This is a genomic window from Shewanella sp. VK101, assembly GCF_056497865.1.
On sequence record NZ_CM151402.1, the window covers coordinates 783,030 to 795,552 of the forward strand.

A 12,523-nucleotide genomic window follows, 5' to 3' on the forward strand; every position below is an offset into this window, starting at 1 on the left:
TCACTGCTGCTCGCTGCGGCGCAGCTCTATTTTCACTGCATCATCGGCGGTGAGATCTACTTGGGTCTGGTTTTCTCTGGGGCCGGCCTGGGTTTTCATGATCACAGGGACAAAGCCGCCGCCAGACTCGGACGCCTTGCCTTTATTGGCCACCGCGCCTGTCTTGAAGGACTTCAGTTTGCCATCCACCGCCGGATACAGACCGTTGGGCCAGTAGGTTTCCAGCAAAGAGAGTTTGGAAAGATCCAGATCCTTGGGCAGCGTGGCCAGCTTGCGGGTCAGCTCAGTGCTGCCTTGATAAGGCAGCATGGGCGGCAGGGCGAAGCGGCTGCAAAAGCCATAGAGACTGTCGTCGATAATCACAGAGTCGGGCAGTTGACTGCGCTTGAGTCCCAGCAGGCTCTGTTCGTGGTAATCATGACCATTTATGGTATAGCTGGCCACAGGAATGCCGCGGTTATGGGCTACCGATTTGAACCCAGAGGCGTTTTGCCGATAGTGGCGTATGTCCACGGCGATACCGAAGTTGGACTTGAGCGCCTTTTTCAGCTTATTGAGTCCGGCCGAGGAGTCATAACGCTTTTCCCGGTAGCGGCGGTTGGCGTAACCCTGAATATCCTCCAGCATGGATTGATTACGCAAAAAGATGGGATCTTGACCTGCGCCGCGTTTCATATCGGCCGCCAGTTTGTTCATCGAGGCCTTGGCGGGGCTCTGGATAAAGGACAGGAAAACAGCGTCGTTTATCTGCCTCATTTTTTTGAGGTTTTCCAGCTCCAGACTGCTGTAGAAGTAGCGCCCCTGGCCTATGATACTGAAGGCCAGATAGTCGAGCATCTCCAGATCCTGGCTGCCGGCGCGACTCTTGATCTCAATATTCAGCTTCTGTCCGCTATGGGCATAGCGGCTGAACACCTGTGCCAGCTGGCGAAAGTTGGGCGGTACTGTATCTGTGAGTGCGCCGGTTTGCATGTCCCGTTGGCGCAGATAGCCCCACTCTTTCTCATAGCGAATCGACTCTATCTTGCGGCGCTTATTGTCTATGGTGCCGGTTTCGCGTCCGGTGCGGCCATCGTGATGAATGACCCAGACATCATCCCGGGTCAGGCGCACGTCGATTTCAATCACATCAAACTGGTTATCCAGGGCATCTATGACGGCTTCCAGCGAGTTTTCCGGAAAACGTATCGAGCCTCTGTGGGCCTGGAGCTCCAGGTTGCTGCACTGCCTGGCACCCAGATAATTGATGTTATCCAGTGCTGACAGAGTAAAGCCTCGGGCGTTGAAGGCTTGTTCCAGCGCCAGTTTTTGCGGATCCACGGGTTGAGGTTCGGGGGCGGATGGGGTGCTTTTACAGCCGCCAAGCAGGCCGAAACAGCAAAATATCAGGACAAAAAAGAGGCGCACTTGTATTCCTTGGTGCTCTGTAACTATATATAAAAACAGGGTATTAAAATTAATTATTTACTCTCGGTCAACCTGTGATGCCAATGTTTAACAAGTTTTACTTGTGCCGTCTCAAAACTGAACATTGGCTGACTTTTTATTGGTCAAATGGTGTGCTTTTTGCGGTCGCAGAACCTGGGGCGCGCGTTTTACTCACAACTTGCTTGAGGTATGCTTGAAGCACAATTGTGAATAACCAAGGAAACCAGGTGAACCGACTGATACTCTGCCTGCTTTGCAGTTTGGCTCTGAGCCCTGCTGCCCAGGCCAAGTCGCCCGACAAAGCGGTCAATAAAAGCGTTAGCGCCAGGCCGGCCATGCGTATAGTGGCGCTCTCTCCCCATGCGGTGGAGATGCTGTTTGCCATTGGCGCGGTGGAGCAGATAGTAGCCACCACAGACTATGCCGATTTCCCCGAGGCCGCCAAGGCCATTCCCCGCATAGGCGGCTACTACGGCATACAGATAGAAAGAGTGATAGAGCTGAATCCGGATCTGGTGGTGGTCTGGGATACGGGCAACCGCAGCGAAGATATCGAACAGTTGACCAAGCTTGGGTATCGCATTTACGGCAGTGACCCCAAGACCCTGGAAGGCATTGCCGAAGAGCTGGAACAGCTAGGGCGCCTCACCGGCCACAGACAGCAGGCCGGGGAAGTGGCTGCCGACTACCGGCAACAATTGGCAACTTTGCGCCGGGACAATGCCGCCAAGCCGGAGATCAAGGTGTTCTATCAACTCTGGTCCGAGCCTTTGATGACAGTGGCCCAGGACAGCTGGATCCAGCAGTTGTTGGAAGTCTGCCATGGCAACAATGTCTTCAAGGACAGCAGTTCACCCTATCCTCAGGTAAGTATGGAAAATGTGCTTCTCAGTCAACCCGAGGTGATCATCAAGACGGATGAAAAGGGCGATGGCAAGCGGTTGGACTGGAGCCAATGGCAGGAGATCCCTGCAGTGAAAATGGAACAAATCTACACACTTAACGCCGATCTCCTGCACCGGGCGACCCCAAGGGCGCTGGAAGGTGTTGAGGCCATCTGCAAGGTGCTCGACCAGGCCCGCGAAGGGCCGCGGCTATGACAATCATCATCCCGGCTTCGGCGCCAGTCTGGTCATCCTGCTGCAGGCGTTTTAAGCCCGGCCTCTATTTATTCATCTGTTACTAAATCCCAAGGAAGGTGCGAATAAGTCCTCGCGCCACTCTATTTTGTAGAGAGTGGCTTACACAGCAATTGGCATTCAAGGCATCTGATTGAAGGCATGCCGGGGCCTGTCGAAGTCGGATTTCCCCAAGTGTCCGCCTGGCGGACACTTTTGCAAAAAGCGGACAGTATCCGCTTGTCCGCGGACACAAATAAAATCTCCACTGCTTTCCAACCAATTGATAACTATGACTATCTAAACTTGGCACAAGCTTTGTAAACCTAGTTGCAACAAGATGGTCACAAGCTCAATTGAGGAACAAACGGGATGATTAAGGATACCAGCGGACAAGACAAGCAAGTGGCGCCGAGTTTAGCGCGTCGCCTCAAGTGGCCAGCTACCCTGGGCGCGGCAGTATTGTTGCTGTCGGGCCTGGTGTGGGCCAGTGTCAGTGGCAGCGGTGTCAGTGAATCCATAGATCGCAGTGAGCTGCGCTTCGCCACTCTGGAGCGCGGCACTCTGACCCGGGATATCGCCACTACAGGCAAAATAGTCGCCGCCAACGCGCCAATCCTCTACAGCCCTGAAGGCGGCACTGTGACTCTGATAGCCAATCCGGGGGACAGGGTCGAGCAGGGCCAGGTGGTCGCGACCATAGAAAGCCACAGCCTGACCAACAGCCTCAAGCAGCAGCAAGCCCTGCTCGATGGGATGAAGAGTGCCCTGGAACGGGCCAAGTTGGACGCCCGACGTAATCAACTCAAGGCGAATCAGACTCTGGATATGGCCAAGGTGGATCTGGAGGCCGCAGACAGGGAGAGCCGCCGCGGCGATCAACTGATCGAAACCAGCCTGATCTCCAAGATAGATTACGAGAAGAGCAAGGATGAGCTGCACAAGGCCAAGCTGCAGTATGCCCATGCCCAGCAGGAAGCCGCACTGATGAAAGACACCCTGACCTTTGAGCTGCAAAACAAGGCGGCCGAGGTCAATCGTCAGGCACTGGTGGTCGCCGAGTTGGAACGTCAGGTGGCAGCACTGAACATCACAGCCCCTGTTGGCGGCATCATAGGTAACTGGCTGACGGAACAAAAAGCCCGTATCGCCCAGAGCCAGCCGATCCTGACCGTAGTGGACTTGAGTGCCTTCGAGGCCGAGTTGGCAGTGCCGGAAACCTACGCCGATGAACTGGGGCTGGGGATGGATGTGGAACTCAACTTCGGCGGCGTGATGGTGATGGGCAAGTTGGCCTCCATCTCCCCCGAAGTACGTAACCGCGAAGTCTCTACCCGGGTCCGGTTCCAGCAGGATACCGCTTTGCACCTCAGGCAAAATCAGCGCCTGTCGGCCAGAGTTTTGTTGGAAAACCGTGCCGATGTGCTGATGGTCAAGCGCGGCGCCTTCGTGAACAGTGGCGGTGGTCGCCTGGTGTACCGTCTCCTGGGGGATATTGCCGAGCGCACCGAGATCAAACTCGGTGCTCGCAGCATGAGCCATATCGAGGTGCTGGAAGGCGGCGAGGTGGGTGACCAATGGGTGATTTCCAATATCGATCTGTTCAATGACGCCGAGCAAGTGCTGGTTCGCTGAGGAGAGAAGAATGAAAACCGAAAGCTTCAACACCGAACGTCTGGTGGCGGCCCTGGCTCTGCTGCTGTTGCTGGTGGCGACTCTGGTCTATACCCGAGATACCTCGGACTGGTTCCTGCTGGGACTCAATCTTATCGAAGCCACCACAGTCAACTCTGTGTCGGCCGAGCCGGGGCAAGTTGCCGATTTCAGCCATGCCGCGATGGCGCCGGGCCAGTGGTTTGGGCAATGTCTGTCTGCCCTGACGAAACTAAAATAACCCACCGAATAACGCAAAAATAAGGAACTAAAACCATGTTAACCATGAAAAATATCAACAAGGTGTTCAAAACGGATTTAGTGGAAACCCATGCGTTACGGGATTTCAATCTGTCGGTGCAGGAGGGGGAGTTTGTTGCCGTGACCGGACCGTCGGGCTCGGGTAAAACCACCTTTCTCAATATCGCCGGTCTGCTCGAAGGCTTTACCCATGGCGAGTATTTTCTTGATGATGTCAATATCTCCAACCTGAGTGACAACAAGGCTGCGGCCATCCGCAATGAGAAAATTGGCTTTATCTTTCAGGGTTTTAACCTTATCCCTGACTTGAATCTGGCAGAGAATGTTGAAGTACCACTGCGTTATCGCGGCTTTGGCGCCAAGGAGCGCCAGAAGCGGGTGAAGCAGGCACTGGAGCAGGTGGGCCTGGGGGCGAGGATGAAGCATCTGCCCTCACAACTCTCGGGTGGTCAGCAGCAGCGGGTGGCCATCGCCCGCGCCTTGGCCGGGGAGCCGAGATTCCTGCTCGCCGACGAACCTACGGGTAACTTGGACAGCCTGATGGCCCGCCAGGTGATGGAACTGCTGGAGGAGATCAACAAGGCCGGCACGACCATCATTATGGTAACCCATGACCCGGAGCTGGCCCGCCGCGCCCAGCGCAATATCCAGATAGTGGATGGCCAGGTGTGTGATTTCAGCCGTTATCAAACCGAACAGGCGCCGCAGCTGGATGTGGCCGAACAAGTGGCCAGCTAAGGAGCGCGAGCATGTTTATTTACTATGTTGACCTGGCCTGGCGCAGCATCAAAAAGACGCCGATATTGTCGCTGTTGATGGTGTTGGCCATCTCTGTGGGGATAGGGATCACCATCACCACGCTGAACGTGTACAGCATGATGTCCTTCAATCCGGCCGGGGATCGCGCCGAGCAACTCAACACAGTGCAGCTGTGGAGCCAGGGACCCGATTCCTGGGATGAGTTTAACTCGCTGATCACTTTTCAGGATGCCATGAATCTGCGTAAGGGGGAGCTCCCCAAATCGCAGGCCGCCATGTTCCGCAGTGGTATGGCGGTGCAAACGGATGACCCTGAAGTTCTGCCCATGTTGCAGGGCGTCAGGGTGACAGACCGCGGCTTCTTCCCGCTGTTCGAAGTGCCTTTTCTCTATGGCAATGTTTGGGACAAATCAGTGGACGAGCAAGCGGCCTATCAAGTGGTTATCGGCAGAAAGCTGAACCAGAAGCTGTTTGGTGGCGAGAACAGCGTTGGCAAGACTGTCTATCTCAACCGCAAACCCTTTCAGGTGGTGGGCGTGATAGCCGACTGGAACCCTCAGCCCAAGTATTACGATCCTACCAGCGGCGCCTTTGCCAGTGCCGAGCAAGTGTATATTCCGTTTTCGCTGGCCGCCCATGAAGAGTTTCCGGTTTGGGGGAATGTCTCAGGTTGGAAGTATGAGCGTCTGGACAACTATCAGGACAGACTGGTTTCAGAGAAAGTCTGGCTCGAGTACTGGGTCGATCTGCCAAGCGCAGAAGACAGAGCCGCCTATAAGAACTTCCTCGCTCAGTATGTCGAGCAGCAAAAAGAACTGGGGCGCTTCACCGATGGCAAGTCTCCCTCTGAGTCGGCGCAGCTGTCCGATGTAGACGCCTGGCTGGAGAAAAATCATGTAGTGCCCGAGGACAATAAGATTCTGGTGGGGCTGAGCATACTGTTTCTCAGTGTTTGCCTGGTCAATATTCTGGGGTTGATGCTGACCAAGTTCCTTAAGCGAGCCCCCGAGGTTGGCGTGCGCCGCGCCATTGGGGCCAGCCGCGGGCAGATTTTCTCTCAATACATGGTAGAGGTGGGCGTGATCGGGCTGTTGGGTGGCTTTCTCGGCCTCGCCTGGGCCTGGGGAGCACTCTATAGCCTGTCGGCGCGCTTCGGGGTTGCCGAAGGGCTGACGCACCTGTCTTTGAGTATGTGGTTTATCACCCCCGGGATAGCGGTAGGTACCGCCATGTTGGCGGGTCTTTATCCGGCTTGGGTTGTGTGCCGCACTAAACCAAGCGTTTACCTCAAGAGCCAGTAAGGGATTGACTATGCTAAATATTAAACCGGTTTTCAGCAGCCTGATGCGCAGCAAGAGCGGCCCGATACTACTGCTGATGCAGATCATCTTGTCGGTGGCCATAGTCGCCAATGCCAGCTTTATTATCCATGAACGTTTGACCATGATGCAGCGTGATTCCGGGATTGCCGAGCAGGAGATCCTGGCCTTTACCGTCTACAACTTCGACCCCAATATAGATACCAAGCTGCAGAACAAGGTCGACCAGCAGATCCTCCGCCGCCTGCCCAATGTCGTCGCGGCGACGTCCACCAATATGTTGCCGCTCAGTGGCAGTGGCTGGTCCACCACGCTGAATCTGGGGCCGGATCCGGAAACGTCCAAGACGACGCCCCAGCTTGCCATGTACCTGGGGACAGAGCACACCCTGGAAACCTTGGGGGTCAAGTTGGTGGATGGGCGTAACTTCTACGCCAACGAGATCAATGATGATGTTAACGGCAGCAATAAGCTGGTGATCATCAGCAAGGCGCTGGCCGATGAGGTTTGGCGCAGCGAGTCCGCCGTGGGCAAGACCCTCTGGGCCGATAGGGACGAGAATGTCACTGTGATAGGTGTGGTCGACAAACTGCAGGGTGCCTGGGTGGACAGCAAAGATCTCGAGTACAGCCTGATCCAGAACGTCGATTACACCGGGCATTTCTACATGGTGCGGGCGCCGAGCGAGCATCACAAGGCGTTGAAAGAGCAGATCCTCGAGGCCTTGATGAAGGAAAACCCCAATCGGGTGATCGATGATTTCCAATCTATCCAGGAAGTAAAGCAAAGCTCCTATCGTGACCACGAGCTCATGGTCAGCGTGCTGTCCATGATGGTGATTTTGCTGCTGCTGATCACCAGTTTAGGCCTGACAGGTATGGTGATGTTCAACATTCAGCGCCGCACCAAACAGATTGGCACCCGGCGGGCCTTGGGGGCCACCAAGGCCGATATCCTGAGTCTGTTTCTGACGGAAAACTACCTTATCTGTATCGCCGGAGGGCTGTTGGGGGCTTGTCTTGCCGTGGTGTTGGGGCAACAACTGATGCAGCACTATGACCTGCCACAGCTCGACCTCATCTATCCGCTGCTGACAGTGGTGGGTATGTTGCTGGTGACTACAGTGGCTGTGGTCTTGCCTGCCCGCAGGGCGGCGAATATCTCACCGGCAATGGCGACCCGCAGCGTCTGATCTGCCTGCCGCCCATTCGAGTCGACGGCATGGCTCATGCAGTTTGGCTCGCGTTGGCGGCAGCTTTAGGGTAGTTTTACCCATAATTTTTACAATAGATATAACAGGATGTAACAAGCAGACATGATGGATACTGTACTCGTTGTCGATGACAATCAGGCCGTATGTCAGGCGTTGTCGCTGATGTTGGAAATTGCCGGTTACCGGCCGCTCAGTTGTCAGAGCCCTCAGGAGGCGCTGTACTTTATTGAGCAAGAAGAGGTCAGCCTGGTGATCCAGGACATGAATTTCAGCCGCGACACCACCTCGGGGGAGGAAGGGCGGGAGCTGTTTCACGCCTTGCGCAGTCGTCAGCCGCAACTGCCAATCATCTTGCTCACCGCCTGGACCGAGCTGGAAATGGCAGTGGAATTGATGAAGGCCGGGGCCGCCGATTATCTGGCTAAGCCCTGGGATGACAACAAGTTGCTCAACAGTGTCGCCAACCTGATTTCCCTCTACAAGCTGCAACAGGATAACCAGCAGTTGCAGCAGCGTGAGCAGCAACGGCAGGCGGCTTTCGATGGTGCCGATCTCTGTGGTTTGGTATTTGCCAGCGCTGCCATGGAGCGCTGTATTGATCTGGCGTTGCAACTGGCACGCTCGGATGTCTCTGTGCTGATCACAGGTCCCAACGGCGCAGGCAAGGATAAACTGGCGGACATACTGCATGCCAATTCGCCGCTGAAACACAAGCCACTCATCAAGGTCAATGTCGGCGCCTTGCCGATGGAGCTGATGGAGGCCGAGCTGTTTGGCGCCGAGGCCGGTGCATTTACCGGCGCCACCAAGGCCCGTATCGGCCGTTTCGAAGCGGCAGATGGCGGTACCCTGTTTCTGGATGAGATAGGCAACCTGCCGCTGTCCGGGCAGATAAAACTGCTGCGGGTATTGCAGACCGGCGAGTTTGAACGCCTGGGCAGCCACCAGACCCGTAAGGTCAAGGTCAGGCTGCTGAGTGCCACCAACGCCGATCTGCGCCAGGACATTATCGAAGGCCGTTTTCGCGAGGATCTTTTCTATCGCCTCAATGTGGTGGAACTGGTATTGCCGCCATTGGCGCAGCGCAAAGACGACATCTTGCCGCTGGTGGAGCACTTTTGTGCCGCCGCGGCCTTGAACAAGAGTGCGGCGCTGAGCAAGAGCCTTACGTTGGACAAGAGTGCCAAAGAGGCACTGCTGGCCCACGACTGGCCCGGCAATGTGCGCGAACTGGAAAACGCCTGTAAACGCGCTGTTTTGCTGAGTCGCGGCGAGTCTTTGAGCTGCAGTGATTTCGGTTTGGCAGCGGGAACCGCCTCGAAAACTATCTTGGATTCAAGTGTCGGCCAAGCTCCAGAGAGCCAAGGCCAACCAGCCGGGGCAGAGGAGCCGGGCAAGGCGGAAATAGAAGCGGCGCTGGCCGAGCACGGCGGCGTTATCGCCAGAGTTGCCAAGTCATTTGGCATCAGCCGTCAGGCGCTCTATCGGCGGATGGAGAAGTTTGGTATCGACGGCAAGAGGCAGGCATGACAGGAGGACTCAGTCTAAGACACAGGCTGCTGCTGGGCATGCTGCTGAGCACCTTGCTGGGTTTGCTGCTCGGGTGGGGTTGTCTGTTGTGGTTGGGGCCTGAATGGTTATGGCTGGCGGCGGTGGCAGGGTTGCTGGCAGCTCTGGGCATAGGGCTCAGGTTGACCCGAACCCTGGGTGACAGCCTGGCGGGGCTGGAAATCGGCATGCTTAACCTGATTGATCGAGATTTTAGTGTCTCGTTGCCGGACAGCGGCATCAGCGAGCTGGATAGACTGGCTCAACTGTTCAACGAGGCGTCGGCCCGGCTCAGGCAGGAGCGGCAGCATATCTATCAGCGGGAATTGCTGCTGGATAAGGTCATTCAAAACTCGCCCAATATCATGCTGCTGTGCGATAGCGTGGGTCATATCATTTATGCCAACGACGCCGCCAAACATCTGTTCAATGCCAGGAAAGGCCTGGAAGGAAGCAGCCTCTCTGAGCTCAAAGCCAAGGTGAGCGAAGAGATGCGCCAAATGCTGGAGAGTGAGCGCGATGGCCTGTTCAATCTCGGCTTGCCGGAAGGCGAAAACCAGAGCTGGCACCTGAGTCGCGGCCAGTTCAACCTCAATGGTCAGCAGCATCAGTTGCTGCTGCTCAAGCAGATGACCCGTGAGCTCAACCGCCAGGAGGTGGCGGTGTGGAAGAAGGTGATCCGGGTAATCAGTCATGAACTCAATAACTCGCTGGCGCCTATTGCCTCCATGGTCAACTCGGGTCGGCGCTTGACCACAGAGAACCGCGATCCCAAGCTGAGCCTGATCTTCGATACCATAGAAAATCGCACCAATCATCTGGGGCAATTTATCGAGGGTTATGCCCGTTTTGCCAAGCTGCCCAGTCCCAGAAAACACGTTATTCCATGGGCCCGCTTGCTGCCTGAGTTGGCTGAGCATTACGCCTTTGTCTGCCGGGAGACCCCTACGCTGACTTTGCTGGCCGATGAGGTGCAGCTGGAGCAGGTGTTGCTGAATCTGCTCAAAAACGCCCATGAGTCCGGCTCGGCACCTGAGGAGATTGAGCTGCAGATAGCCAGCCGCTCCGGTTGGCGCAGTGATGCTGCCGACCCGGTTGCCGGCGTCAGTATCTGCGTGATGGATCGCGGCAGTGGCATGTCAACGGAGGTGTTGTCGCAGGCGCTGTTACCCTTCTATTCCACCAAGCCTCAGGGCAGTGGCCTGGGACTGGCGTTGTGCCGAGAGATTGCCGAGGTTCACGACGGTCGTCTCAGCCTGCAAAACCGTCAGGATGGTGGCTTGTTGGTTCAGCTGTGGTTACCGCAACAATGAGTCATACTTTCGGGTGATTTTCAACGGATCTCGACTCAGCCGAAATAGCTATTTTTCAGGTAAATATGTCGGTGGCGGGTGACTCGGTTCCGGCGCTGCTGTTAATGTAATGCTCTTGTTAAAGGAATGGCCTTTTCAGGCAACAAAGGGAATTTTCGGGGACAATGCCGCACTCTGTCTTGTTATCCATGCGCTGTATCTTGTGCTTACTGATGCTGACACTTCCGTCTGCTCCGGCGTTGGCCGCAGCCGAGGCGGATGACATAGAGATCAGTGGCCTGGTCATAGACAGAACCCTGACCCGCTTTGGCAAGGATTTTGGTTTTTACTACTCGGGGTATTGGCGGGATCTGCCCTTTACCCAGGGATTCAATGTCACCCTTTACGAAACGGTTTTCCCTCAGGCCGGCACCTTGCTGACACTGGAGGTTAACGGTACCCGTATTTACCAAACCCATTTTGGCCGCAGAGCCAGTCCCATCAAGGAGCGGGCCGAACAGGCGATTCTCTTGACCATAGATTATATCGCCTCGGTCAGAGCCCAATCCATGACAGGGGAATTGGGATCCAATTGGGATGGAATTTAGGAAGCAAGCACAATGACACTCAGGATGTTAATCGTAGCCGGCACCTTGCTGGCTTTTTCGGGGCAGGCCACCGAACTGGTCTATACCCCAATCAACCCCAGTTTTGGCGGTAACCCTCTCAACGGTTCGTTTCTGCTGAGCAAAGCCCAGGCCCAAAATGACAATCAGGCCGCCGGCAATGAAAAGGACTTTGTTACCCGCTTCAAGGAGTCGCTGGAGCGTAACATTATCAACTCCATCACCCGCGGTGTGGCCGACGGTGAGATAACCGACGGTGTGTATGACACGGGGGACTACCGCGTCGAAGTCGCCTCCACAGGTAACGGCGTGATGTTGACCATTACCAACCTGCTTTCCGGCGAAGTCACAGTGATAGAGATGCCTATCTATGGAGGTAATCCATGAGGTGGCTGGCACTGGTTCCACTGTTACTGCTGGGGGGCTGCAGCCTGGTTCCCAAGCCTGACTTGAATATCAATGAGGCCCAGGTAAATCCCTTGAGTGAAACCATGAAGGCGCTGCAGTCGCGTCCCGGGCCGCGTTTTCCTATCCCGGTTGCGGTTTACTCTTTCCGGGATCAGACCGGGCAATATAAGCCCCAGGCCAATGTCAGTTCCTTCTCGACCGCAGTGACCCAGGGGGCCACTTCCATGTTGGTGCAGACTCTGCTGGATTCCAGGTGGTTTACCCCTGTGGAGCGGGAAGGACTGCAGAACCTGCTGACCGAGCGCAAGATCTCAGGTAAGCAGCAGGGGCGCAATAATGAAGTGCCGACCCTGACCAATGCCAGGCTGCTTCTGGAAGGCGGGATCATCAGCTATGAAACCAACGTGGAAACCGGCGGCAGCGGCGTGGAATACTACGGCATAGGCGCCTCCGAGCTGTATCGGGAAGATCAGGTGACCATTTATCTCAGGGCAGTGGATGTACACACAGGCAAGGTGCTGATGTCGGTCAATACCACCAAGCGGGTGTTCTCTCAGGAGATGCGTGCCGGTCTGTTTCGATACACCAGTTTGAACCGCCTGGCAGAGGCCGAAGTGGGCTTTACCACCAATGAGCCGGTACAGTTTTGTGTGTTGCAGGCGATAGAACTGGCGGTCTCCGAGCTTATCGATAAGGGGAGCCGCATGGGGTACTGGAGCGCCGAGGCTTCGGGCGACGACAACAGCCTGAGTCAGGGATAAACAGCTTGAGCGAGAGAGCAACAGCTTGAGCGATAGATAAACCGCAGTTTGTTGATTTTCAAAAAGAAGGGCCCGCAATTGCGGGCCCTTCTTTTTGACTAACTCCAGGGCGTTCATTTCAGCTGGCTCATTTCAGA

At 55.7% G+C, this 12,523-nt stretch carries 12 protein-coding genes; 11 read left to right on the plus strand and 1 reads right to left on the minus strand.

Annotated features, from left to right (window positions below; all coding sequences use genetic code 11):
• Window positions 1-1,407: a glycerophosphodiester phosphodiesterase gene (locus ACSHSR_RS03560; protein ID WP_479631253.1), complete on the minus strand. Its 1,407-nt coding sequence runs from the start codon at window positions 1,405-1,407 to the stop codon at window positions 1-3.
• 281 nt (window positions 1,408-1,688) lie between these two features.
• On the opposite strand from ACSHSR_RS03560, the gene ACSHSR_RS03565 reads away from it, so the two are divergent.
• The 11 genes from ACSHSR_RS03565 to ACSHSR_RS03615 all read left to right on the plus strand — a co-directional run bounded on the left by ACSHSR_RS03565 (window position 1,689) and on the right by ACSHSR_RS03615 (window position 12,386).
• Window positions 1,689-2,528 (plus strand): cobalamin-binding protein, encoded by an 840-nt coding sequence (locus tag ACSHSR_RS03565; protein ID WP_479631504.1) that lies wholly within the window; start codon window positions 1,689-1,691, stop codon window positions 2,526-2,528.
• A 390-nt stretch (window positions 2,529-2,918) separates the two neighbouring features.
• Window positions 2,919-4,181 (plus strand): efflux RND transporter periplasmic adaptor subunit, encoded by a 1,263-nt coding sequence (locus ACSHSR_RS03570; protein ID WP_479631254.1) that lies wholly within the window; start codon window positions 2,919-2,921, stop codon window positions 4,179-4,181.
• Between the two features lie 10 nt (window positions 4,182-4,191).
• Entirely contained in the window at window positions 4,192-4,440 is a 249-nt protein-coding gene (locus ACSHSR_RS03575) for a hypothetical protein (protein ID WP_144360911.1), read from the plus strand.
• Between the two features lie 35 nt (window positions 4,441-4,475).
• The gene (locus ACSHSR_RS03580; RefSeq protein WP_028779504.1) at window positions 4,476-5,198 is read left to right on the plus strand and encodes an ABC transporter ATP-binding protein; all 723 of its coding nucleotides are present in this window, start codon (window positions 4,476-4,478) and stop codon (window positions 5,196-5,198) included.
• Between the two features lie 11 nt (window positions 5,199-5,209).
• On the plus strand, window positions 5,210-6,520 hold the full coding sequence (locus ACSHSR_RS03585) for an ABC transporter permease (protein WP_165565651.1): 1,311 nt from the start codon (window positions 5,210-5,212) through the stop codon (window positions 6,518-6,520).
• Between the two features lie 10 nt (window positions 6,521-6,530).
• Complete coding sequence (locus tag ACSHSR_RS03590; RefSeq protein ID WP_208143102.1) at window positions 6,531-7,730, plus strand: ABC transporter permease; 1,200 nt, start codon at window positions 6,531-6,533, stop codon at window positions 7,728-7,730.
• A gap of 126 nt (window positions 7,731-7,856) precedes the next feature.
• Window positions 7,857-9,281, plus strand: a complete 1,425-nt coding sequence (locus ACSHSR_RS03595) for a sigma-54-dependent transcriptional regulator (protein WP_208143101.1) — start codon at window positions 7,857-7,859, stop codon at window positions 9,279-9,281.
• Window positions 9,278-10,612, plus strand: coding sequence for a sensor histidine kinase (locus ACSHSR_RS03600; protein ID WP_479631255.1), 1,335 nt, complete (start codon window positions 9,278-9,280; stop codon window positions 10,610-10,612). Before ACSHSR_RS03595 ends, ACSHSR_RS03600 begins: the two co-directional genes overlap by 4 nt.
• Before the next feature lie 164 nt (window positions 10,613-10,776).
• Window positions 10,777-11,199 (plus strand): curli production assembly/transport protein CsgE, encoded by a 423-nt coding sequence (locus ACSHSR_RS03605; RefSeq protein ID WP_037474129.1) that lies wholly within the window; start codon window positions 10,777-10,779, stop codon window positions 11,197-11,199.
• Between the two features lie 12 nt (window positions 11,200-11,211).
• Window positions 11,212-11,604: a curli assembly protein CsgF gene (locus tag ACSHSR_RS03610; protein ID WP_028779499.1), complete on the plus strand. Its 393-nt coding sequence runs from the start codon at window positions 11,212-11,214 to the stop codon at window positions 11,602-11,604.
• Window positions 11,601-12,386, plus strand: a complete 786-nt coding sequence (locus ACSHSR_RS03615) for a CsgG/HfaB family protein (protein WP_025008874.1) — start codon at window positions 11,601-11,603, stop codon at window positions 12,384-12,386. Before ACSHSR_RS03610 ends, ACSHSR_RS03615 begins: the two co-directional genes overlap by 4 nt.
• The last annotated feature ends 137 nt before the right edge of the window (window positions 12,387-12,523 follow it).

Coding starts and splice junctions, on each gene's coding strand:
- ACSHSR_RS03605 (WP_037474129.1), top strand. CDS start 10,777: ATGCCGCACTCTGTCTTGTTATCCATGCGCTGTATCTTGTGCTTACTG.
- ACSHSR_RS03580 (WP_028779504.1), top strand. CDS start 4,476: ATGTTAACCATGAAAAATATCAACAAGGTGTTCAAAACGGATTTAGTG.
- ACSHSR_RS03615 (WP_025008874.1), top strand. CDS start 11,601: ATGAGGTGGCTGGCACTGGTTCCACTGTTACTGCTGGGGGGCTGCAGC.
- ACSHSR_RS03590 (WP_208143102.1), top strand. CDS start 6,531: ATGCTAAATATTAAACCGGTTTTCAGCAGCCTGATGCGCAGCAAGAGC.
- ACSHSR_RS03600 (WP_479631255.1), top strand. CDS start 9,278: ATGACAGGAGGACTCAGTCTAAGACACAGGCTGCTGCTGGGCATGCTG.
- ACSHSR_RS03595 (WP_208143101.1), top strand. CDS start 7,857: ATGGATACTGTACTCGTTGTCGATGACAATCAGGCCGTATGTCAGGCG.
- ACSHSR_RS03585 (WP_165565651.1), top strand. CDS start 5,210: ATGTTTATTTACTATGTTGACCTGGCCTGGCGCAGCATCAAAAAGACG.
- ACSHSR_RS03570 (WP_479631254.1), top strand. CDS start 2,919: ATGATTAAGGATACCAGCGGACAAGACAAGCAAGTGGCGCCGAGTTTA.
- ACSHSR_RS03610 (WP_028779499.1), top strand. CDS start 11,212: ATGACACTCAGGATGTTAATCGTAGCCGGCACCTTGCTGGCTTTTTCG.
- ACSHSR_RS03575 (WP_144360911.1), top strand. CDS start 4,192: ATGAAAACCGAAAGCTTCAACACCGAACGTCTGGTGGCGGCCCTGGCT.